Origin of the sequence: Actinoplanes lobatus (genome assembly GCF_014205215.1) — a bacterium.
GTDB classification, from domain to species: Bacteria; Actinomycetota; Actinomycetes; order Mycobacteriales; family Micromonosporaceae; genus Actinoplanes; species Actinoplanes lobatus.
The window spans coordinates 519,048-541,413 of the sequence record NZ_JACHNC010000001.1 but is presented as its reverse complement, the minus strand read 5'-3'; the positions used below and the strand labels follow the sequence as shown (position 1 = coordinate 541,413).

General features: G+C 69.4%; 17 protein-coding genes. 5 read left to right on the top strand and 12 right to left on the bottom strand.

Translation table 11 applies throughout. The annotated features are described in order from the left end of the window. Positions 1-9: 9 nt before the first annotated feature. On the bottom strand, positions 10-2,586 hold the full coding sequence (locus BJ964_RS02360; protein ID WP_188119123.1) for a carboxylate--amine ligase/circularly permuted type 2 ATP-grasp protein: 2,577 nt from the start codon (positions 2,584-2,586) through the stop codon (positions 10-12). 190 nt (positions 2,587-2,776) lie between these two features. On the opposite strand from BJ964_RS02360, the gene BJ964_RS02355 reads away from it, so the two are divergent. The 3 genes from BJ964_RS02355 to BJ964_RS02345 all read left to right on the top strand — a co-directional run bounded on the left by BJ964_RS02355 (position 2,777) and on the right by BJ964_RS02345 (position 7,834). Continuing rightward, a complete protein-coding gene (locus BJ964_RS02355) occupies positions 2,777-3,847 on the top strand; it encodes an NAD-dependent epimerase/dehydratase family protein (RefSeq protein ID WP_188119122.1) in 1,071 nt (356 codons plus the stop codon). Between the two features lie 33 nt (positions 3,848-3,880). Continuing rightward, positions 3,881-5,611 carry a serine/threonine-protein kinase gene (locus BJ964_RS02350; RefSeq protein WP_188119121.1) on the top strand — a complete coding sequence of 577 codons (1,731 nt, stop codon included), beginning with the start codon at positions 3,881-3,883 and terminating at the stop codon, positions 5,609-5,611. 96 nt (positions 5,612-5,707) lie between these two features. Beyond that, a complete protein-coding gene (locus BJ964_RS02345) occupies positions 5,708-7,834 on the top strand; it encodes a bifunctional SulP family inorganic anion transporter/carbonic anhydrase (protein WP_188119120.1) in 2,127 nt (708 codons plus the stop codon). Positions 7,835-7,968: 134 nt separating this feature from the next. Here the strand turns inward: BJ964_RS02345 and BJ964_RS47270 are convergent, their stop codons facing one another. The 11 genes from BJ964_RS47270 to BJ964_RS02290 form a co-directional block, all read right to left on the bottom strand. Then, positions 7,969-8,214: a hypothetical protein gene (locus tag BJ964_RS47270; protein ID WP_223149460.1), complete on the bottom strand. Its 246-nt coding sequence runs from the start codon at positions 8,212-8,214 to the stop codon at positions 7,969-7,971. Between the two features lie 477 nt (positions 8,215-8,691). Further along, positions 8,692-9,480, bottom strand: coding sequence for a ComEA family DNA-binding protein (locus BJ964_RS02335; RefSeq protein WP_188119118.1), 789 nt, complete (start codon positions 9,478-9,480; stop codon positions 8,692-8,694). Between the two features lie 38 nt (positions 9,481-9,518). Continuing rightward, positions 9,519-10,016 (bottom strand): hypothetical protein, encoded by a 498-nt coding sequence (locus BJ964_RS02330; RefSeq protein WP_188119117.1) that lies wholly within the window; start codon positions 10,014-10,016, stop codon positions 9,519-9,521. A gap of 2 nt (positions 10,017-10,018) precedes the next feature. Further along, positions 10,019-10,714, bottom strand: coding sequence for a YcxB family protein (locus BJ964_RS48985; protein WP_188119116.1), 696 nt, complete (start codon positions 10,712-10,714; stop codon positions 10,019-10,021). Between the two features lie 62 nt (positions 10,715-10,776). Then, positions 10,777-14,595: a discoidin domain-containing protein gene (locus BJ964_RS02320; protein WP_203832598.1), complete on the bottom strand. Its 3,819-nt coding sequence runs from the start codon at positions 14,593-14,595 to the stop codon at positions 10,777-10,779. Positions 14,596-14,667: 72 nt separating this feature from the next. Beyond that, positions 14,668-14,820: a hypothetical protein gene (locus tag BJ964_RS02315; RefSeq protein WP_188127572.1), complete on the bottom strand. Its 153-nt coding sequence runs from the start codon at positions 14,818-14,820 to the stop codon at positions 14,668-14,670. Positions 14,821-14,891: 71 nt separating this feature from the next. Continuing rightward, positions 14,892-16,433, bottom strand: a complete 1,542-nt coding sequence (locus BJ964_RS02310) for an alpha-amylase family glycosyl hydrolase (RefSeq protein WP_188119115.1) — start codon at positions 16,431-16,433, stop codon at positions 14,892-14,894. Between the two features lie 4 nt (positions 16,434-16,437). Further along, complete coding sequence (locus BJ964_RS02305) at positions 16,438-17,310, bottom strand: carbohydrate ABC transporter permease (RefSeq protein ID WP_188119114.1); 873 nt, start codon at positions 17,308-17,310, stop codon at positions 16,438-16,440. 2 nt (positions 17,311-17,312) lie between these two features. Further along, positions 17,313-18,239, bottom strand: a complete 927-nt coding sequence (locus BJ964_RS02300) for a carbohydrate ABC transporter permease (RefSeq protein WP_188119113.1) — start codon at positions 18,237-18,239, stop codon at positions 17,313-17,315. Between the two features lie 2 nt (positions 18,240-18,241). Then, complete coding sequence (locus tag BJ964_RS02295) at positions 18,242-19,621, bottom strand: ABC transporter substrate-binding protein (protein WP_188119112.1); 1,380 nt, start codon at positions 19,619-19,621, stop codon at positions 18,242-18,244. A gap of 199 nt (positions 19,622-19,820) precedes the next feature. After that, positions 19,821-20,822 (bottom strand): LacI family DNA-binding transcriptional regulator, encoded by a 1,002-nt coding sequence (locus tag BJ964_RS02290; RefSeq protein WP_188119111.1) that lies wholly within the window; start codon positions 20,820-20,822, stop codon positions 19,821-19,823. A 534-nt stretch (positions 20,823-21,356) separates the two neighbouring features. Between BJ964_RS02290 and BJ964_RS02285 the strand changes: the two genes are divergently transcribed. Together BJ964_RS02285 and BJ964_RS02280 are read left to right on the top strand one after the other, a co-directional pair. Continuing rightward, positions 21,357-21,881: a methyl-accepting chemotaxis protein gene (locus BJ964_RS02285; protein ID WP_188119110.1), complete on the top strand. Its 525-nt coding sequence runs from the start codon at positions 21,357-21,359 to the stop codon at positions 21,879-21,881. Positions 21,882-21,986: 105 nt separating this feature from the next. Next, positions 21,987-22,346: a YchJ family protein gene (locus BJ964_RS02280; RefSeq protein WP_307838028.1), complete on the top strand. Its 360-nt coding sequence runs from the start codon at positions 21,987-21,989 to the stop codon at positions 22,344-22,346. Positions 22,347-22,366 lie beyond the last annotated feature (20 nt).

The following is a 22,366-nucleotide window of genomic DNA, read 5'->3' as shown; positions in this document are numbered from 1 at the left end:
CTCCTGATGTCAGCCGAGCAACCAGGTGTCCTTCGATCCGCCGCCCCGCGAGGAGTTGACGATCATGCTGCCGGCGGGCGCCACCCGGGTCAGGGCGGCCGGGGCCACCACCGGCTCCTTCCCGGTGAAGACGAACGCCCGCAGGTCGACGTGCCGCGGGGCGAGCCGGTGCCCGTCGAAGACCGGATGGGTGGAGAGCTCGACCAGCTCCTGCGCCACCCAGCGGTGCGGGGCGGCCCGGATCTGCCGGCGCAGCGCCTCCAGGTCGGCGGGGCTCGCGTGCGGGCCGATCACGATCCGGTCGCCGCCGTAGCCGTCGACCGGTTTGCAGACCAGCTCGCCGAGACGGCTCAGCACCTCGGCACGCTGCTCCGGGATCCCGCACAGATAGGTGGGCACGTCCGCCAGCAGCGGCTTCTGGCCCAGGTAGTACTCGATGAGGCGGGGCACGAAGGCGTACACCGCCTTGTCGTCGGCCACCCCGTTGCCGAGCGCGTTGGCCAGCACGACGGTGTCCGCGTGCAGGGCGGACACCAGGCTGGGGCCGAGCGGCATGCCGTCCGCGCCCGGCGAGTGCACCAGACTGTCCTCGCCCATCCGCAGGTAGATGACGTCGACCGGGTGCCGGTGGCCGTCCCGCAGCCGCCACACCCGGCCCTCGTCGACGAACAGCTCGGTGCTGCGGACCACCGGCACCTCCATGGCCTCGGCGAGCATCCGGTGCTCGAACCAGGCCGAGTCGTCCGGGCCCTGGCTCAGCACCACGAGCGCCGGATCGTCGCCGGCGGCCGGGCCGGCCGCCTCCAGCAGGGCCCGCTTCAGCAGGCGCGGGGTCTCCTCCACCGAGATCAGCGCGGCCGGGCGCGGCAGCTCGGGCAGGACGCTCCAGGTGAGACGGCGGTTCTGCATGGCGTACGCGATCCCGGACGGCACCCGCAGGTTGTCCTCCAGCACACACCACTTCCCGGCCCCGTCACGGACCAGGTCGACCCCGGCCACCTGGGCGCGGACCGCGGGCCGGCTGATCAGGGCGCCGCTGGCCCGCAGCTCCGGCGACCCGTCGATCACCCACTCGGGCACGATGCCGTCGGCCACCACCTGACGGTCGCCGTAGACGTCGTTGAGGAACGCGTCGAGCGCCCGGACCCGCTGCACCAGGCCCTCGGTCAGGTGCCGCCAGTCGCCGGCCGGCACGATCCGGGGCACCAGGTCGAACGGGAACAGCCGGGTGGCGGCCTCACCGGCCACACTGAACGTGATACCCCGGGCGCGCTGCTCGTCGTCGCGGTGGTCCTCGCGCTGCCGCAGGCCGGTGGCGCCGAGCGAGGTGAGCACCGGCAGGATCCCGGCGTAGGCGGGACAGACGCGCCCGCCCGGGAAGGCCTCGTCTTCGTCGGCCACGTACGCCTCGATCAGCGCCGGTGCCGGGGTGCCCGCCGGACCCGCCTCGATCACCCCGCCGCGGGTCTCCGCGACCAGCGCTTCGACCACGTCGGAGAGCCGGCCGCGCCGGGCCAGGGCGCGCCGCTGCCGGGCCGCCGAGCTGCCCCGGCTCAGCGCCCGCAGAGTGAGGTCGAAGACCTGGTCCCAGTCGCCCAGTTCCTCCAGCTGCGGGCGCAGCTCACCGACCAGGCGCTCGACCGCGACGGCGGCCGGCACCGGAACCGGCGAGCGGGGCAGGTCCAGCAGGTCGCCTTCCAGCCCGGACCGGGCGGCCCGCCACATCGCGGCCCGGTGCAGGGGCGGCCTCGGGTCCGGGAGGGGGAGCCCGGCGCGGTGCTCGACCTGGGCGCGCAGCACGAGCGCGCGGAACAGCCCGGCCAGCAGCACCACGGTCTCCACGTCGGGGCTGGCGTCGGTGACCCGCAGCTCCACGGTGGGCACGTGCGCGGACGGCCGGACGTCGAAGTAGACCATCTTCGGGTCGCTGATCGTCCCGGACGCGATCAGGTCGCTGACCAGGGCCTCGTGCTCCGCCGCCGAGTGCAGGCGGCCACTGTCGCCGGCGGTCGGCCAGCGCATCCACACCAGGGAGCGGACGCTGGCGTACCCGGAGTCCTCGCCCATCCAGTAGGGCGAGCTGGCGGAGAGCCCGAGCAGCACCGGCAGCACCGGCGTCACCCGCTGGGCGACCGCGACCGCCTCGTCCCGGTCCGGCACCCCGACGTGCACCTGGGCGCCGCAGATCAGCTGCTCACGGACGAGCATCTGGTACTCGTGCAGCATCCGCTGATAGCGGGACGTCGGCGTGACCGGCAGCGCGTCCAGGTCGACCAGCGGTACGGTGCCGGCCGCGACCAGCCCGAGGCCGAGCGACTCGGCCACCCCGATCGCCTTCCGCCGCCGCGCGACGATCCCGGCCCGCAATTCGTCCAGGGTGGCGCTGACCGAGGTGTTGGTCTCCACCACCGACCGGTGCAGCTCGGCCGAGAAGTGTGCCCCGTCCAGCCGGTCCAGGATCTCCGGCGCCCGCGGAACCAGCTCACGGGTGCCGAGGTCGACGACGTGAAGCTCCTCCTCCACACCGAGGGTGAGTGCGGCCCGGCCGGGGACGCGCGAATCCGACGCCTTTAATGACTCCGTCATCGAGACCGCCTCTGCATAGGTTCAGCCCGGTATCGCCGGAGCCTTCCCATAGGATGTAGCGAATCTGTGACGTGCCCGTTTCGCGTCGCGGTCAAGCATGACGACCGCGACACTCCAGCCCGGGCCGGAGGTCCTTTGCAGCTCACCGGTAGTGTCGCCCGGTGACGCCCGACACCCGCGGAGGTCCTTCATGAGCAGCGTCGTCGTAATCACCGGATCGGCCGGTCTGATCGGTTCGGAGGCGGTCCGGCACTTCGCCGCCCTCGGCATGGACGTGGTCGGGGTCGACAACGACATGCGCGGCTACTTCTTCGGTGCCGACGGATCCACCCAGTGGAACCTCCAGCGCCTGGTCAAGGAGGTCGGCGACCGGTACACCCACCACAACGTCGACATCCGTGACCGGGACGGGCTGGACAAGCTCTTCACCGACCTGGGGTCGAACATCGGGCTGGTCATCCACGCGGCCGCGCAGCCGAGCCACGACTGGGCCGCCCGCGAGCCGTTCACCGACTTCGACGTGAACGCGGTCGGCACGATCAACATGCTCGAGGCGACCCGGCGGCACGCGATCGACGCGCCGTTCATCTTCACCTCGACCAACAAGGTGTACGGCGACACGCCCAACTCGCTGCCGCTGGTGGAGCTCTCGTCCAGGTACGAGCTGCCCGAGGACCACAAGTGGTACGGCGGCATCGACGAGACCATGACGATCGACAACAGCATGCACTCGGTCTTCGGCGCCTCGAAGGTGGCGGCCGACATCATGGTCCAGGAGTACGGCCGCTACTTCGACATGCCGACCGCGGTCTTCCGGGGCGGCACGCTGACCGGTCCCGGCCACTCGGCGGCCGAGCTGCACGGCTTCCTGGCGTACGTGATGCGCTGCGTGATGGAGCAGCGGACGTACAAGATCTTCGGCTACAAGGGCAAGATGGTCCGCGACGCCATCCACTCGCACGACCTGATCACCGCGTTCGAGGCGTTCCACAAGGCGCCCCGGGTGGCCGAGATCTACAACATGGGCGGCGGCCGGTTCTCCAACTGCTCGCACATCGAGGCCTTCAAGATCGCCTCGGAGATCACCGGTCTGGAGGCCCGTACCGAGTACGTGGACCAGGCCCGGCAGGGCGACCACCAGTGGTGGATCAGCGGCACCGGCCGGTTCGAGGAGCACTACCCGGACTGGAAGCTGACCTACGACGTGCCGGCCATCCTGCGGGAGATCTACGAGGCCAACCAGGAGGTCTGGAAGTCCTGATCCACGTGGATCCGGCCCGATAGATTCATGGACATGAGCATCGGGCCGGGTCGGGTGGTCGCCGGGCGCTACCTGCTGGGGCGGATGCTGGGCCGCGGCGGGATGGGTGCGGTCTGGCAGGCACACGACACCCTGCTCGGCCGCGAGGTCGCGCTCAAGGAGGTCGGGGGCTCCAGCCTGCCCTCCGATCCACAGGTTCGGCGGACCCTGCGGGAGGCGCAGGCCGCCGCCCGCCTCCGGCACCCCTCCATCGTGACCGTCTACGACGTGGTCACCGACGAGGGCGCCCCGTGGATCGTGATGGAGCTGGTCGATGGCCGGTCCCTCGCGGAGACCATCGCCGAGCAGGGCCGGCTCACCGTGCGGCGGACCGCCGAGATCGGGCTGAGCGTGCTCGACGCGCTCCGGGCCGCCCACCGGGAGGGCGTCGCCCACCGGGACGTCAAGCCCGCCAACATCCTCCTGGAGGAGGGGCGGGTGGTGCTGACCGACTTCGGGATCGCCGCGATCGACGACGCGACCGCCCTCACCGCGACCGGTCAGATGGTGGGTTCCCCGGCGTACCTGGCGCCGGAGCGGATCAACGGGCAGCCCGCCACGGCCGCCGCCGACATGTGGTCGCTGGGCGTCACCCTGTATGCCGCGGTGACCGGCCGGTCGCCTTTCCAGCGTGAGGACACCCAGGCCACGCTCGCCGCGATCCTCAACAGCCGGCCCGAGGCCCCGGCGTACGGCGGCCTGCTGTGGCCGGTGATCAAGGGCCTGCTGGACAAGGATCCGGTCCGCCGGCTCGGCGCCGATCAGGCCCGTGAGCTGCTGGCGAAAGTGGTCCGGGCGGCCGAGCCCGAGGCGCCCGGCGCGGTGCGGCGGCGGCGATGGTGGCCGGTTCGGCAGACACGGCGTGAGGACGCGCCGGACGGCCTTCCCGGGACGCTGGTGGCGCCGTCACCCACGATCGCGGCGCCCACGGTGGCCGAGCCGGTTTCTGACACGTCCGCGGCCGGAACCAGCGCGGAGACCGATGCGGAGACGCCTCCGGCGCCGGTGTTCGCCGTCGATCAGACAACGCTTTCCGGTTCGGCGACGCCGCTGCCGCTCTACCCTGAGCCGTCGCGCGGGCCGGGACGACTGCGGAAGGGCCGGGTGTGGCTGTCCGCGGCGGTGGTCGCGGTGCTGCTGCTCGCGGGTGGGCTCCTGCGTGTGTTCTGGCCCGGCTCGGGTGGCGAGGCGGCCACCGCGGGCTCCAGCGCGAGCCCGAGCGTGCCGCCACCGCCGTCGGCGGCCTCCGCCGCGGTGGCCCCCGGTACGGCGGCCACTCCGGTCAACCCGAACCTGGACAGCTGCCTGGTGGGGACCTGGCGGTCGACGTCGACGCAGGTCGTCAACCATTTCGAGGGCGTGGACGCCGTGTTCACCGGCAAGGGCGGGACGATCCTTCGGATCCACCCGGACGGCCGCTCCGTCGCGGACTACGACAGGTCGGCGCCGTTGACCGCGAAGATCAAGGGAAACAGCTTCGTCGAGACGCTTCGGGGCGTCCAGGCCTCCCGGGTCGAGACACGCGGCGGCAAGCTCTACGACAGCGGATTCTCCGGCGGCCCGACCTACCAGATGAAACGCAACGGGAAGAGCATCTCGATCGAGGTGACGAACCCCACCACCTCGCACACCCAGCCGTACATCTGCTCGGACACCTCGCTCACGGTCTACGGCGACGACAAGGTGTCCACCGACGCGTACGCCCGGGTCAGCCGTACACCATGACTCCGGTCATCGGGCATGTTTCCGCACTTCCTGTGTCTTTTCTGTAAGGGGCGTTTACGTAATGACCCGTTAACCATCATTCGGTACATTGCCGAAATGTCCGACTTGACGCACTCTTTGCGCCGGGACTTGCCGGCGTCCATCGTCGTGTTCCTGATCGCCATCCCGTTGTCCCTCGGCATCGCCGCGGCCTCGGGTGCGCCATTACTCGCGGGATTGGTCGCCGCCGTGGTCGGCGGCATCGTCGCGGGCGCCCTCGGCGGCGCTCCCTTACAGGTCAGCGGCCCCGCCGCGGGCCTCACCGTGATCGTCGCCGGGACCGTCGCGGACTACGGGTTCGCCGGCACGGCCGCCATCATCGCCGTCGCGGGCCTGGTCCAGATCCTTCTCGGCGTCTCCCGTCTGGGCCGCGCCGCCCTCGCCCTGTCGCCGGCCGTGGTACACGGCATGCTGGCCGGCATCGGCCTGGTCATCGCGCTCAGCCAGATCCACGTGATGCTCGGCGGCTCACCGCAGAGCTCGGCCTGGCAGAACCTGGTCGACCTGCCCGGCCAGATCGCCACCCACCACGGCACCGCCGCCGTCCTGGGCGTCCTCACCGTCGTGATCCTCATCCTCTGGCCCCGCCTCGTCCGGTTCTCGCTGCTGCCCGCCGCCCTGGTCGCCGTGGTGTCGATGACCGCGCTCGCCGCCGCCCTGAACGCCGACGTGGACCGGGTCCGCCTGCCCGACGAACCTCTGGCCGGCCTGATCCGCCCGGCCTGGCCGGACGCGCCGCTGCGCGAGATCACCATCGCGGTGCTGACCATCGCGATCGTCGCGAGTGTCGAGTCCCTGCTCTCCGCGGTGGCCGTGGACCGGCTGCACGACGGCCCACGGGCCGACCTCAACCGGGAACTGGTCGGCCAGGGTGTCGCCAACACCGCGTCCGGGTTGCTCGGTGGTCTGCCGGTGACCGGCGTGATCGTGCGCAGCTCCACGAACGTGGCGGCCGGCGCCCGTACCCGCGCGTCGGCGATCATGCACGGCCTCTGGATCGCGGCGTTCGTGCTGCTCTTCGCCGGCCTGCTGGAGACCATCCCGATGGCGGTGCTGGCCGCCGTCCTGATCGTCGTCGGGCTCCGCCTGGTCGACCTCGGGCAGATCCGCACCTACGCCCGGCATCGGGAACTGCCCACCTATCTGGTCACCGCCCTCGGCGTGGTCCTCGTCGACCTGCTCACCGGCGTGGCTCTCGGCATGATCACCGCAGCCGTGCTGATCCTCTGGCGGCTCACCCGCTCGGAGATCCGCCGGGTCGAGCGCGCACCCGGCGAGTGGCTGATCACCATCAACGGCACGCTGTCCTTCGTCGAGTCGGCCCGGCTCAGCCGCGAGCTGGGCGCCCTGCCACCTGGCGCGGACGTCGACGTCGAGCTGCACCTCGACTATCTCGACCACGGGGCGTTCGAGACGATCCGGGACTGGCGGTCCGGGTACGAGCGGGCCGGCGGCTCGGTCACCATCCGCGAGGTGCACGACTCCTGGTTCCACCAGGCCACCTCGGGGCGGCTCGGCGACGGCAAACGCACCCCGCGGGTGCTCGGCTCCTGGTCCCGCTGGCAGGACATGGACCAGCAGCGCCGCGGCGCCATGGCGGCCGGCATCGCCGAGTTCGAGCGGACCGTGGCCCCGATGGTCCGGCCGCACCTGGCCGACCTGGCCCGCGACGGTCAGCGGCCGCAGCAGCTCTTCATCACCTGCGCCGACTCGCGGATGGTCCCCAACCTGATCACCGCGAGCGGCCCGGGCGACCTGTTCTGCGTCCGCAACGTCGGCAACATCGTGCCCCCGCACGGCGCCGGCGACGTCTCGGCCGGCGCGGCCGTCGAATACGCCGTCGAGGTCCTCGGCGTCACCACCATCACGGTCTGCGGCCACTCCGGCTGCGGAGCTGTCCGCGCCCTGATGAGCGGCGCGGCCCTGCCCGGGTCCGCTCTCGGCGACTGGCTTGCCCTCTCCGGGGTCGACTTCAGCGACAGCGGCGACGAGGAACGTTGCTGCACCGACAACGTGGTGCGGCAACTCGCCAACCTGCGCACCTATCCGGCGGTCCGGGCCGCCGAGGACGCCGGTCGGCTGCGTCTCGCCGGCATGTACTTCGACCTCGCCGAAGCCCGGATGTACGAGGTCGATCCGGTCCTCGGCGACGCCCGCCCCATCTCGTCGATCCCGGCCGTCTGAAACCAAAACCCGTTTCCGGTACGCGGTGGAACGTCCCCGAAGAATCGTGGCCGTTCCGCCCTGCCGCGCGATCGCGCTGCGGCCTCACGGCCGTAACGCGCCCGCCGGGCGTGAGTGGGTGGTCCAGCCACCCCTCAGAACTGCCCAAACGCATCGCTCGCCACAACTCCCACAACTTCCACAACTCCCGTGGCTCCCACAACTTCCACAACTCCCGTGGCTCCCACAACTTCCACAACTCCCGTGGCTCCCACAACTTCCACAACTCCCGTGGCTCCCACAACTTCCACAACTCCCGTGGCTCCCACAACTTCCACAACTCCCGTGGCTCCCACAACTTCCACAACTCCCGCGGCTCCCACAACTTCCACAACTTCCACAACTCCCGCGGCTTCCGCGGCTTCCGCGGCGATCTTGGACGTTTTCCCACCGCTGGGAGTCTTCTTCTTGGCTGCCTACGGCCGAATCCGCAATCCCTCGCCAGCAGGACGCGCCACCCGGAGCGATCTTGAACGATTTACCACCGCCTCGGGTGGCAAATCGTTCAAGATCGCACAACAGCGGCGGGCAAAGCGGGTGAAACGGGCGCCTGTTTCCGGCGAAAGCCCCATTTTCGCCTAGTGCGGCGGACGGCGCCCCCATTTGGCGATTCGCCCGACCGGGCGCTTGACGTAGAACCGCGAACGCCCAAGAAGGAGACTCCTGGGGGTGGTCAATCGTCCAAGATCGCGGGGGCCTCGGTCAGCGGGCCTCGGTCAGCGGGGCTTGGTCAGCGGGGCTTGGTCAGCGGGGCTTGGTCAGCGGGGCTCGGTCAGCGGGGCTCGGTCAGCGGGGGGTGGTCAGCGGGGGGGGGGTGGTCAGCGGGGGGTGAACACCAGGCGGTCGCGGAACTGGGCCAGCTTCTCCGGGGTGAGGCCGTCACAGTAGACGAGCAACTCGTCCGCGCTGGTGAAACCGTTGTGCAGGTCGCGGGCCTCGGCGATGCGGTCGGCGAGCGGGCGCTCGATCCGCAGGGCGCGGGCCAGCCACTCGGCGGGGACGTGGTTGACGTCGACGAGGCCACCGTCGTCGTACTCGCGGCCCGGCAGGTCGGGGCGGCCGATCATCAGCTCGGAGGCGACGGACGGCTGCTCGGCCTGGACCCGGCGGGCCTCCTCCCGGCGGGCGGCCCGCCACTGCGCCTTGGCCAGCGCCGGATCGACGGCCGGCGTCCTGTTCCAGTCCGGGCGCGGTGGCGGGTAGTGGGACAGGCGGGGGCGGGGCGTGGCTCTGCCGTACGCCGGAGGATGGGGTTGGGGTTGGGGGTTTCGGCTGAGGAACTCGGCCCGGACCCGCTGCTGGAGGAATCCGACGTGGAACGTCCCGACCACCCACAGGACCATGGAGACCATGCTGAGCAGGATCGCCGCCGCCGAATCCGAGCCGTCACTCGTCACCGCCGAGCCCGCGCAGTTGCCGAAGAACGCCACGAAGTAGACGCCGGCGAGGATCAGGTGCGTCTGCGAGCGGAGCTTGATCGCACCGGCCAGCACCATCGGGGCCGTGCCCAGCCCGCAGGTCAGCAACGGGACGAGAAACCACCAGAAGGTGACCGGCGGTTCCGGCGGTCGCTGCCATCCGGCACGGGCTCGCGGATCGGGCTGCATGCCACGACGGTAGAACCGGACATCAAGTCACACCAGGGTCAGCGCCGCGACCAGGGCGAAAGGCCCCCGGACAGCGGTGGCAGCAGGGTGCGCCGCCGGAGGAAGTCGTCGAGCAGCGCGTCGTCGGCCGGGGACTCCGGGCGGGGCAGGTCGATGTGGACGGAGCCGTCCAGGGTGAGGCGGTACCGGTCCGAGTGGGCGGCCGCCGAACGGACCAGTGCCCAGTTCCACACCTTGCGGCTCTCCGCCGTGCGGACCTCGACCCCGTCGTCGGTGACCGTCCACGTCTCCGGGAGCGGTGTGATCACACGCCGGGCCCGGCGCGGGCGGGTGCGGATCTCGATGCCGATCGCGCCCGCCCCGGTGATCGCCAGGACCGCGGCGGACACGGTGAACGGGCCCGGAGCGTCCAGCCACAGGCCGAGCGCTGTTCCGGCGACCCCGGCCAGGACCAGTGGCGCGACGAGCGGGACGAGCCGGCGCGGAGCCCGGCGCAGCGGGGGCAACGGCCCGTTCCGGCTGATTTCCAGGCGCACGGTCAGGCCGCCGGCGATTCCGCGGATGGACTGGTGGCGGAGTCCGGCTGGTCGGGGCTGATGGTGGATTCGGGGCGGTCGGGGCTGGTGGCGGAGTCCGGCTGGTCGGGGCTGATGGTGGGCTCGGGGCGGTCGGGGCTGGTGGCGGAGTCCGGCTGGTCGGGGGCGATGGCGGATTCCGGGTGGTCGGGGCCGATGCTGGATTCCGGGCGGTCGACCACCGCGCAGAGGAAGGTTCGCAGTTCGGCGTCCTGTTCCGGGGTCAGCGGCGCCCGCGGGATGTCGGCGATCCGGCCGGTCCCGGTGCGCAGCAGATAGGCGTCGTCCAGCACGAACATCGCCTCGAACGCCGACCATTCGTACTCGGTGGACGATTCGGCCGTGGACGCGACGAGCCGCTCGTCGGTGAGCACCCAGTCGTGCGGGATCAGCTCGGATTCCGGTACCGGCGCGGTCCGGCGGGCCGCCCGCACGGCCAGCCACCGCGCGCACCCGATCGCCGCGATCGCCGCCAGGATCAGCAGGCCCCCGGTCACCAGGGCGTTCGGGCTGAACTCGCCACCCACCACGACGAACACGGCCACGATCCCGATCGGGACGACCACGGCGGACAGGATCTTGGCGGCCCGCGAGGTCCGGTCGGGGAACCTGTTCCGGTAGTACTCGGGGGAGCGGGCGGCGGTGAACTCGATGTGCACCGATGGATCTTACGAATGTGCCCGCACCCGGGTGGGCGCGGGCACATTCATCCCCGTGTCGCTCAGTTACGCGTGATGGTGAAGGTGGTCGTCGGGTTCTCGATGTCGCGGTAGTTGTCGCTCAACTGGAGGTTGGTGAAGGTGGCCGAGCCGACCGCCGGCCCCTGGCCAGCCTCCGGCATCGGGTTGGCCCAGATGCCGTAGCCGGACTTCGCGTCGAACTGGTCGCCGCTCCTCTTCGCCCCGGTGATCGACACGTTGGTGAAGATCGTGTCCTTGATCGGGTTCTGCGGTTGTCCACCCACGTAGTTGGTCTGGAACATGATCCCGGAGTAGGTGGGGTCGACGATGTCGACGTTGTTCACCCGGATGCCCTGGAACACCTTGGACGCCGAGAACACCCAGATCGCCGGGAACACCTGACTGCCCCAGAAGTGGCCGCCGGCCCGGACGATCGAGATGTTCTCGAACACGGTCGGCGGGCTGGCGCCGAAACCGTTCATCGGGTAGCCGAAGTCCAGCGAGCTGATCGTGATGCCCGAGTAGACCAGGGTGTCCGCGATGTAGATGTTCTTGAACGTGTTGGCGTACCCGCCGTAGACCGCGATGCCCGCGGCACGCCAGGTCAGCGTGGTGGACAGGTTCGAGTAGACGTTGTTGATCTCGTCGGAGCCGCCGGCGTCGATGGCGGAGAACAGCGCGAAGCTGTCGTCACCGGTGGCCCGGGCGTCGTTGTTGTCGACCAGGTTGTCGGTGCTGCCGTTGGTCATGTTGACGCCGTCGGCGAACATGTTCCGGATCCGCGAGTTGGTGATCTTCATCCGGTCGGTGTTCGCGCCCCAGTAGAGGCACACCGTGTGCTCGGCCCAGATGTTGTCGATCGTGATGTCGGCGACGTTGGCCAGGTCGAACACCTTGCCGGGGCCGTCGATGCGGATCGTGTAGTTGCCGAAGAACGCGAAGTTCGCGAACGTCGAGCCGTTGGCGGTGGCGTCGGCCCGGAAACCGGCGTCCGTCTCGGACTGGGTGGACGGGGTGTGGAAGCGGGTGTACCAGGGTCCGGCCCCGATGACCCGCAACGACCGCCCGTACACCTGGAGCTTGTTGCTTGTCTGGTAGTCGCCGGCCGGCAGGTAGACGCCCAGCTTGGTGGTGTCCTGACGGGCGGCGTCCAGTGCGTTCTGCACCGACTGGTGGTCGAATCCGGCCGGTACGACATAGCGGGACGGATCCGGGTTGGCGATCGGGGCGACCTGCTCCAGGTTGATGAAGTCGATGGCGATGTTGCCGGTGTTGACTGCATCCTTCTGTAGCTTGACTGTACTTCCGGCCGGGAACGATCCAGTCAACATGATGTTGGCTTCGTCGTAGATGTGGCGCGGACCGGTCCCCGAGTTCTGCGGGTTGGTCTCGTTACCGTAGAGCCAGGCAAAACGAGAGGTCAGCGGCAGCGTCCTGTTGAGCGTGCCGTTGACGTACACGTTGATCGAGCTGGTCGTGCCGTCCGGGATGGAGAACCGCGCCACCACCGTGTTGGTCGCCGCGCGGGTGGTCCACTGCACGTACGAGCCGGTCTGGTCGAGCGTGACCGCCTTCCGGCCGGACGCCTCGCCGGCCAGGTCACCGACGATCCGGTTCGGGCCGGCGACCTGCGCGCCGCCGCCGGTCTGACCGTCCTCGGCCTCGTACATGTCGTACGGCATGTTCGCGCCACGCCCCACGAAGAACGGCTTCTCGCTGGTGTTGTTGCCCTGCTTCACCGGCAGCTCGTTGGTGTCGTTCGCGACCACCGTCCGAACCGTGTACTTGCCGTTGACCGCGGTCCAGGTGCCCAGGCTGATCGACGGCGACGAGGCGCCGGCGGCCAGGGTTCCGGTCCACGAGCTGGTGAACGTCCTCACCACGGAGGCGCCGTTCAGGATCGTCACAGTGACGCCGTGCGCGCCGCCGCCGCTGGCCGCGGTGCCCTGGTTCTTCAGCGTCGCCGAGAAGGTGACCGTGTTGCCGGCCGCCGGGTTGCCCGGGGACCAGGAGACCACCGAGGCGACCAGGTCGGAGCTGCTGACCGGCGCCACGACCAGGTTGTCCGGGCTGTTGTAGGAGTTGTTGGCGTCGTTGGTCTCGATGACCGTGTTCGCCTCGTCGACCTTCGCGCCGACCGCGTAGGTGCCCGCGTCCCGCGCGCCGATCGAGGCGGTGACGGTCGCGGAGGCGCCGGCCGCGAGGGCGCCGACCGAGGCGGTGCCGGCCTTCGTCGTACCCAGGTAGAAGTTGACCTCGGAGGCCGGAGACGCGGCCGTGCCCGCGTTGCGCACCGTGGCGGACAGCGTGATCGCGTCGGTCTCCACCGGCGTTGCCGGGGAGAACGTGATCCCGGTGACCGTGAGGTCCGGGTTCGGCGCCGGGGTGCCGATGACCTGGAGCTCGGCGACCTGGCCGCTGGGCGCACCGGTGTTGGCGGTGAAGGACAGACGGACGTCCGCGGTGGTCGCGCTCACCGGCACGGTCACCGTGTTGCCACTCGCCGGATTGAAGCTGTACGTCGCGGAGCCCACGATCGTGGTGTACGCGGACGCCGACTGCTCCCGCCCGAGGATCGCGAACGTCTGCTGCCGCGCGCCCCACTCGGTCGCCGGATTCAGCTTGACGACCACCGACGACACGGTGGCGTTGGCGCCCAGCTTGACCGTGAGGTTCGCCGGGTACGCGCTGCCCTCCCAGTAGGTGGCGGTGTCGTTGTCGTTCGCGTTCGCGGCCACGAACGTGTGGATCACCGAGGACGCCTCGATCGGCTTGCCGACCGCCAGGTTCGTGCCGTTCTGCGGGGTCCCGGTGCGGGTGACCGTGTTGCTGGCCGCCGACTCGTTGCCGGCCGCGTCACGGGCCTTCACGTAGTAGGCGACGGTCGCCGTGTCCGGCTGGCTGTCGGTGTACGTGGTTCCGGTGACCGTGGTCTTCAAGGTCCCGTTGGCGTACACGTTGTAGCCGGTCACGCCCACGTTGTCGGTGGACGCGCCCCAGGCCAGGCGGATCTGCCCGGCCGCCGGCTGGGTGTAGGACAGCGTCCCCGGGGTCGTCGGCGCCTGGCTGTCACCGGAAGCGCCGGTACGGGTCACCGTGTCGCTGTTCGCCGAGACGTTGCCGGCCGCGTCCTTGGCCCGCACGTGGTAGGCGACGGTTGCGCTGTCCGGCTGGTTGTCGGTGTACGTCAGCACGTTGCCGGCCACCGATGTGCGCAGCACCCCGTTGGCGTAGACGTCGTAGCCGGTGACGCCCACGTTGTCGGTCGACGCGTTCCAGGTCAGCCGGATCTGCCCGCTCGCCGGCTCGGTGTAGGCGAGGTTGCCGGGTGCGGTCGGCGCCTGGCTGTCCCCGCTGACCGGGCCGTAGATCTCCAGTTCGGAGAGCTGCCCGGCGGGCCAGGCCGTGTTGCCGGTGAAGTTCAGCCGGACGAAGCGCGCGCTCGCCGTACCGAAATCGATCGTCACCGTGTTGCCCGAGGACGGGTTGAAGCTGTACCCGGCGCTCGCCTTGAGGGTGCTGAACGAGCCGCCGTCGGTGCTGCCCTGGATCGACAGCGTCTGCGTGCGGGTGTTCCAGGCGGTGGCCGGCGGCAGCTTGAGTACGGCCTGGTTGACCTGGGTGGACGTGCCGAGGTCGACCTGGAGCCACTGCGGGAAGGCGTTGTTGTTGCTCTCCCAGTACGTGTTGGCGTTGCCGTCGCCGGCGTTCCCGGCCGGGTAGACGTCGGTGTAGCTGGAGGCGCTGAAGGTCTTGCCGGCCGCGAGGTTCGGTCCGGCGGCCATCGAGGGCGGGGCGTGCACGAGGGCGGCTATCAAGCCGGCGGCCGTGGCCGCGGCTATCAACCTGAATCTGGACATGCGGGACCGCACCTTTCTTCCACGAGAGGTGAAACCGGCGGGCGACCCGGTGGAGAGCCGCCCGCCGGCGTTTCAGGAGGCGTAGACCTCGAACTCGGAGAGCTGACCCGCCGGCCAGCCGGTGTTGCCGGTGATGGTGAGCCGCAGGAACCGCTGGTTCGTGCTCGCCGGGATGGTCACCGTGTTGCCGCTCGCAGGGTTGAACGGGACGGTTCGGTCGGCCATGTTCCCTTCCTTGGTGTGGCCGGCCCCCGAATGGGCGTCCCCGGCGGTGGAACCGGGAACGCCCGGTCGCCTTAGAGGCGCAGCCAGACCGCGGTGTCCCGGGGGAGGAGGTCACCGTCGAGCGGGCTGCTGGCGAGCAGGATGCCCCGGTGCTCCGGCAGGGACACCGGTGTGCCGGAGAGGTTGAGCACGCAGGCGAAATCCGTTCCGCGGGTCCAGGCGAGCACGTCCTCGCCGCGGTCCAGCCAGGCGAATTCGTGGCCGGTGAAGGTGCGCAGGCGGATCGCCGACCGGTAGAGCTCCAGCATCGAGCTGGGGTCACCGGTCTGGGCCTGGACGGTCCGGTCCTTCCACTCGGCCGGCTGGGGAAGCCACGGGGCGCCGGTGGTGAAGTCGTAGGGCGGCTCGTCGCCGGACCAGGGCATCGGCACACGGCAGCCGTCGCGGGTGTGGCCGCGCCGCGCGTACATCGGATCTTGAATGTGATCCTGAGGAATCGCCTCGTTCTCCCAGAGGCCCAGCTCCTCGCCCTGGTAGATGTAGGCCGAGCCGGGCAGCGCGAGGGTGAGCAGCGCGGCCGCCCGGGCCCGCCGGGTGCCCAGCTCCAGGTCGACCGGAGTGCCGTCGAGGTTGTTCTCGAAACTGAACGTGGTGTCGGCGCGGCCGTAGCGGGTCACGTGCCGGGTGACGTCGTGATTGGACAGCACCCAGGTGGGCGGGGCGCCGACGTGCGCGTGCGCGCCGAGGGTGCGGTCGACGCAGTCGCGCATGAGCCGCGGATCCCAGGCACAGCCCAGGAAATCGAAGTTGAACGCCGCGTGCAGTTCGTCCGGGCGCAGGTAGTTGGTGAACCGCTCGACGTCCGGCATCCACACCTCGCCGATCAGGGCGCGGCCCTCGTATTCGTCGGCGATCCGCCGCCAGGAGCGGTAGACGTCGTGCACCGCGTCCAGGTCGTGGAACGGGTGCGGCCGGTCCTCGACGACCTCGGGCAGCGTCGGGTCCTTGAACAGCAGCGCCGCCGAGTCGATCCGGATGCCGTCGGCGCCCCGGTCGAACCAGAACCGCAGAATGCTCTCGAACTCTTTTTTCACCTCCGGGTGGTCCCAGTTGAGGTCGGGCTGCTCGGGGGTGAACAGGTGCAGGTACCAGGTGTCGTCGTCGACCCGGGTCCAGGCGGTCCCGCCGAACTCCCCCACCCAGTTTGTAGGCATATTTTGGCTTTTACGGAACCAAAAATAGTCCCGCTCCTTCGCCTCCGGATCGGCCAGGGCCGCTCTGAACCACGGATGCTCGCTGGAGATGTGGTTCGGGACGATGTCGACGATGATCCGGATGCCGGCCTCGTGCGCCTCCTCGATCAGCGCCTCCGCCTCGGCCAGCGAGCCGAAGACCGGGTCGATGTCGCGGAAGTCGGACACGTCGTACCCGGCATCCGCCATCGGGGAGGGGTACCAGGGACTCATCCAGATCGCGTCGACGCCGAGGTCTCTCAGGTGACCGAGCCGGGCACGGATGCCGGCGATGTCACCGACCCCGTCACCGTCGCCATCGGCGAAACTGCGCGGATAGACCTGGTAAATCACGGCGTCACGCCACCACTGCATTGTCATCCCGTCATCCCTTGAGGCTGCCTGCGGTCAGGCCGGACATGATGTTGCGCTGGAAGATCAGGAAGATGACCACGGTCGGGAGCGCCGCGATGACCGACGCGGCCACCACCACGTTCTGCGGGGTGCCGGCCGCGAAGGCGTAGATGCCGACACTGATCGTGCGGGTCTCCGGGTGCGGCATGACCAGCAGTGGCCAGAGGAAGTCCTTCCACACCGCGGTCACCGCGAAGATCGACACCACGCCGAGGATCGGCCGCGACATCGGCAGGATGATCGACCAGAGGGTACGCAGGGGCGTGGCCCCGTCCACGAAGGCGGCCGCCATGATCTCTTCCGGGATCGAGTCGAAGAATCGTTTGAGCAGGAAGATGTTGAAGGCGTTGGCGACCATCGGCAGCCAGATCGCGAACGGTGAGTCGATCAGGCTGATGTCCAGTACCGGCAGGTCGATCACGGTCTGATACTGCGGGACGATCAGCACCATGGCCGGGATCATCAGGGTCGCCAGCATGGCGCCGAGGATCACGTTGCCGAAGGCCGGTCGCAGCTTCGACAGCGCGTACGCCGCCGCGGTGTCGAACACGAGCTGGAACAGCACCGCGCCGGCCGCGTAGTAGAACGTGTTGAACAGCAGCTTCGCCAGGTCCAGCTGGGTCCACGCGTCGACGTAGTTCTGCGGCTGCGGATCCTGCGGGAACAGCGTCGGCGGCGTCTGCGCGATCTCCTGGCCCGACTTGAGCGCGCCGGTGACCATCCAGTAGAGCGGCCCGAGGAAGACGAGGGTGAACCCCACGACGACGACGGTCAGCAGCGTCCAGTAGATCACCCGGCCGCGGCCGCGCCGGAGCTGAGCGTGCGAGATGAGTGTCCGGGTCATGGTCAGTCCTTCGTGCTCAACCGCAGGTAGACGGCGGAGAAGGCGGCCAGGACCACGAGCATGATCACACCGAGGGCCGCGGCGCCGTTCAGATCGTTCTGGAAGAAGCCGTGCTGGTAGATGAGGTACGCCACGGAGGTAGCCGAGTCCTGCGTGCCGGCGCCGTTGGCCAGGATCAGCGGCTCGATGAACAGTTGCATGGTGGCGACGATCTGCATCATGGCGAGCAGCGCCAGGATCAGCCGGGTCTGCGGGATGGTGACGTGCCAGATCCGTTTCCAGATGCCGGCGCCGTCCAGCTCGGCGGCCTCGTACAGATCTCCGGGGATGTTCTGCAACGACGCCAGATAGATCAGCACCGCGCCGCCCATGTTCATCCATGTTGACGCGATCACCATTGCCGGCATCGTCATGGTCGTCGACTGCATCCACTCCGACGTCGGTAGGTGCAGTGATGTCAAGATGGCGTTGAAGAGACCGGCCTCGCTCGGGTCGTACGCGTAGTACTTGAAGAGGAACAGCGCCGACGCCGGCGGCAGCATGACCGGCAGGTAGACCAGCACCCGCAGGTAGCCCTTGGCGTGCCGGAACTCGTTGAGCAGGATCGCCACGAAGAACGGCACCGCGAACCCGACGATCAGCGCCAGCGCGGTGAAGTAGAAGGTGTTCTTCCAGGCGACCCAGAAACTCGGGTCGTTGACGATCCGGACGTAGTTGTCCCAGCCCACCCAGGTGGTCACACCGCGCCGGGTGTGCTGGAAGCTCATCACCAGCCCGCGGATCATCGGGTACCACATGAAGAGGGCGAAGCAGAGGATCGCGCCGATCAGGAACGCGTGCCCGGTCAGGTTGTCGCGGATCTTACGGCGACTCTTCGGGGAGACCCCCGCCTCGGCTTTCACCGGGGCGGGGGCAGTCATGACGGCCATGCTCAACTACCGGCCGCCAGCAGCTGGTCGACCTTTTCCTCGGCGGTCTTGAGCAGCGTGTCGATGTTCGCGTTCGGGTCGGTCAGGACCCCGGACATCGCCGAGTCGAGGATCGCGTAGATCGCCTGCGCGTCCCGCGGCTCACCCACGATCGGGAGCTGCTTGTTCTCGAAGAGCGAGAAGTTCTCCACCGGCACGTTCGCGTTCGCCTTGCGCAGGTCGAACTCCTGCTTCTGCGCCTCGGTGCCGTTCGCGAACAGCAGCGGCTGCGGCAGGCCGACCGGGTAGTTCTGCGGCTTGGCCCGTACGTAGTCGAACTGGCCCTTGCCCGGCGTCAGCTTCTGGTAGGCGATCCACTTGAGACCGGCCTCCACCTGCTCCTTGGTGAGGTCCTTCTTGAAGAAGTAGCCCTCGCCACCGCCGAGCGTGCCCTTGCCCAGGTCGCTCTGGCCCGGCAGCGGGGCGACCGCCCAGTCCTCGAACTTGCCCTTGAACTGGCTGACGATCGCCTGGGTGGTGTCCGGCGCGCCGATGAACATGCCGACCTTGCCGGCCGCCGCGTTGGTCAGGAGGTCACCCCACTGGAGGAGCTGGCGGCTGCCCATGCTGTCGTCGCCGTACCGCATGTCCTTGAGGTTCTGCAGGACCTGCTTGCCCTCGGCGCTGTTGAACGCGGCCTTCTTGCCGTCCTCGGCCAGGACCCGGCCGCCCTGCGAGTAGAGCAGCGAGGTGAAGTGCCAGCCGCCGGTGTTGCCGGCGCTGTACTCCGCGTAACCGGCCACGCTCTTGTCGGTGGCGGAGATCTTCTTGGCCGCCTCCCGCACCTCGGGCCAGGTCTTCGGCGGGTTGTTGACGTCCAGGCCGGCCTTCTGGAACAGCGTCTTGTTGTAGACCAGGCCCATCGAGTAGTTCTTCACCGGTACGCCGTACAGCTTGCCGCCGTCGGTGAAGACCTCCTTGAGCGCCGGGTCGACGCTGTCCCAGGTCGAGACGGTGTCCTTGCTGACGTACGACGTGATGTCCATGGCCTGGCCGGAGTCCAGCACCTGCTGGAGATCGGTCATGTAGCCGTAGAAGACGTCGGTGGTGGTGCCACCGGCCAGGCGCGCGGTGAAGTCCGGCGGGTTGTTGCACTGCTGGCCGACGCTGATGCTCTTGATCGCGATGTCGGGGTTCTGCTTCTGGAACTCGGCCACATCCGCGTTCCAGTTGTCGAGCAGCTCCTTCTGGGCGGCGACCGGCTGGCAGTCGACCGTGATGGTGACCTTGCCGGCGGCGTCCGAGCCGTCGTCGTCGCTCTTGGTGGAGCACGCCGTAAGGCTGAGCCCCAGGCCGGCCACGAGCGCTAGCGCCGCAACCTTCCGGTACTGCGGTACGGACATCTGTCCATCCCTTCGGAACGGGTTCTATCGCTTAGTTAGGAGTCCTCGTAGTGAGTGGAGTCACTGTAACGAGGCGAGCATGTTGCCGCAAGGTTTCGATTTTCCTCTGCAAAAACACGACTGTCTTGCGGCTGGACCGGATCTCGGCCACCAAAAAGGCCGCCGACCAGTGGTCGGCGGCCTTCGATGAGGTGTTTTGTCAGTCTTTGGGGGCGGGTCCCGTCGAACCCCGAACCACCAGCTCCGGCTCGAACAGCAGCTCGTCGGAGAACTCCCGGGCCTCGTCGATCTGGCTCACCAGCAGGTCCACGGCGGCCTGGCCCATCGTCTCGATCGGCTGCCGCACCGTGGTCAGCGGCGGATCGGTGCAGGTCATAAACGCGGAGTCGTCGAAACCCACCACCGAGACGTCACCCGGCACCGAACGGCCCAGCCGCCGCGCCGCCCGGATCGCGCCCAGGGCCAGCACGTCACTGGCGCAGATGATGCCGGTCACCCCGCGCTCCACCAGCCGGGTCGCCGCCACCCGCGCACCCTCCATCGAGAAGCTGGACCGCTCGACCCGCGCCGCGGCGTCCTCCGCACCGGCCACCTGGATCATCGCGGACAGCTTCCGCCGGGACGGGATGTGCCCCTCCGGGCCGAGCACCATGCCGATCCGCTCATGGCCCAGGGAGCGCAGATGCCCGTACGCCTGCTCGACCGCCACCGCGTCGTCCGTCGACACCCGGGGAAAGCCCAGCTCATCGACGCCGGCGTTGACCAGCACCACCGGCAGGCCGCGCTCGGTCAACCGCCGGTAGTGCTCGTGCGAGGCGTCGGCCAGCGCATACGACCCACCGGCGAAGATCACGCCGGAGACCTGGTGATCCAGCAGCATCTCCACGTAATCCGACTCCGGCACGCCGCCGATCGTCCGCGCGCACAGGGCCGGGGTGAACCCGCGCTGCGCGAGCGAACCGGTCACCACCTCGGCCAGCGCGGGGAAGATCGGGTTCTGCAGCTCGGGCAGGACCAGGCCGACGAGCCGGGCCCGCTCCCCGCGGAGTTTGGTGGGCCGCTCGTAGCCCAGCACGTCCAGGGCGGTGAGCACCGACGTGCGGGTGGCCTCGGAGACGCCGCTGCGCCCGTTGAGCACCCGGCTGACGGTCGCCTCGCTGACCCCGGCCTTCTTAGCCACCTCGGCTAGACGTTTGGTCATCACGGAATCCTACGTCATATTCTTGCAAAAACCGAACCGCCTGACGCGGCTCTCTTGCATCCGCTTGCGACACCGCCGGTTCTCCGGCGGCCCGTTGCGAGCATATTTCACCCGCCGTCGCGGTGGATCGCCGCATGAAGCGGTTAAGCCGTCGCTCTCCGCGATGTCACGGTCGTCATCGCTTTCAAACCCTTTCCTGTACGGGACTCCCCGTCCCCGACCGCACATGACGCCGTCCCGTGGCGCACCGCGATCTCACTGCCGGGTCCCGCCCGCGAGGCGCTTCCGGGCGCAGATCGGTGGCCCGGCCGACCCTCAGCGCTGTTTCAGAGGCCCAGCCGGACCCGCTAACCCGTGCGGCGCCAGCCGCCCGGTTCGCTCACCCTGACCCAGTGACCCGTGCGGCGCCAGCCGCCCGGGTCGGACCGTGCGGCGCTAGCCGCCCGGTCAGGCTGGATCGCGGGAAAACGCTTCGCTGCCGGTGGGCGGGATGGGATGTTTTGCGGAGACCGGTAGAGAGGGGTCGCCACCACCATGTCCGACTGGGATCAGAATGACGGCTACTCCGGCGATCAGCAGGACCCGTCCGCCGACGGCCAGAGCGACTGGTCGGCGCAGGGCCGGCAGCGGGATTCGGTGCACCGCCTGGCCAACGTCAGCAACGACATGGCCACGGCCACCCAGGCGGCGGTGCACGCGGCCGAGACCGCGGTGCAGGTCATCCAGCGGCTGGAGGCCAGCAGCACGGAGATCGGCAAGGTGGTGCAGTTGATCGCGACCATCGCGAAACAGACCAACCTGCTGGCGCTGAACGCGACGATCGAGGCCGCCCGGGCCGGCGAGGCGGGCCGCGGGTTCGCCGTGGTGGCCAGCGAGGTCAAGGACCTGGCCAACGAGACGGCCACCGCCACCAGCGAGATCGGCACCCAGGTCGGCGGCATCCGGGCCGACACCCAGAACGCGGTGTCCGCCATCGAGGAGATGCAGGGGCTGATCGAGGAACTCGACCGCTGTCAGAAAGTGATCAGCGGCATCGTGATCGAGCAGCAGGCCGGCTGACCTGCGCCGACGCGGGACTGTGGACAACTTCGGGGGCCGCCCGCGGGCTGGGGGAGACTGGGGCGCATGGCTCGCAGATCCCCCAAGCCCCGGAAGACCTCTGCCGTGTGCCCGTGCGGGCACCCCGCGTACGAGGACTGTTGTGGAAGCCTGCACCGCGGACAGGCGGCGGCGGACCCGGAAGCGCTGATGCGCTCGCGCTTCAGCGCGTATGCGCTGGACCTGGTCGACTACGTGCTGGCGACGTGGCATCCACAGACGCGCCCGGCGACCCTGGAGACCGACCCCGGCGTGCGGTGGATGCGTCTTGAGGTGCTGGACCACAGCGGGGGCGGGATCTTCGACGCGGAGGGGACGGTCGAGTTCCGCGCACATTTCACCGACGGCGGGCGGACCGGCGTGATGACGGAGAAGAGTCGATTCGTCAGGCACGACGGCCGTTGGGTGTACTGGGGGCCGCTGTGATCTCCTTGGGACCGGAGGTG

Coding starts and splice junctions, on each gene's coding strand:
- BJ964_RS02290 (WP_188119111.1), bottom strand. CDS start 20,822: ATGACCAAACGTCTAGCCGAGGTGGCTAAGAAGGCCGGGGTCAGCGAG.
- BJ964_RS02360 (WP_188119123.1), bottom strand. CDS start 2,586: ATGACGGAGTCATTAAAGGCGTCGGATTCGCGCGTCCCCGGCCGGGCC.
- BJ964_RS02355 (WP_188119122.1), top strand. CDS start 2,777: ATGAGCAGCGTCGTCGTAATCACCGGATCGGCCGGTCTGATCGGTTCG.
- BJ964_RS02295 (WP_188119112.1), bottom strand. CDS start 19,621: ATGTCCGTACCGCAGTACCGGAAGGTTGCGGCGCTAGCGCTCGTGGCC.
- BJ964_RS02315 (WP_188127572.1), bottom strand. CDS start 14,820: ATGGCCGACCGAACCGTCCCGTTCAACCCTGCGAGCGGCAACACGGTG.
- BJ964_RS02350 (WP_188119121.1), top strand. CDS start 3,881: ATGAGCATCGGGCCGGGTCGGGTGGTCGCCGGGCGCTACCTGCTGGGG.
- BJ964_RS02305 (WP_188119114.1), bottom strand. CDS start 17,310: ATGACCCGGACACTCATCTCGCACGCTCAGCTCCGGCGCGGCCGCGGC.
- BJ964_RS02285 (WP_188119110.1), top strand. CDS start 21,357: ATGTCCGACTGGGATCAGAATGACGGCTACTCCGGCGATCAGCAGGAC.
- BJ964_RS02335 (WP_188119118.1), bottom strand. CDS start 9,480: ATGCAGCCCGATCCGCGAGCCCGTGCCGGATGGCAGCGACCGCCGGAA.
- BJ964_RS02310 (WP_188119115.1), bottom strand. CDS start 16,433: ATGACAATGCAGTGGTGGCGTGACGCCGTGATTTACCAGGTCTATCCG.
- BJ964_RS02345 (WP_188119120.1), top strand. CDS start 5,708: ATGTCCGACTTGACGCACTCTTTGCGCCGGGACTTGCCGGCGTCCATC.
- BJ964_RS02320 (WP_203832598.1), bottom strand. CDS start 14,595: ATGTCCAGATTCAGGTTGATAGCCGCGGCCACGGCCGCCGGCTTGATA.
- BJ964_RS02300 (WP_188119113.1), bottom strand. CDS start 18,239: ATGGCCGTCATGACTGCCCCCGCCCCGGTGAAAGCCGAGGCGGGGGTC.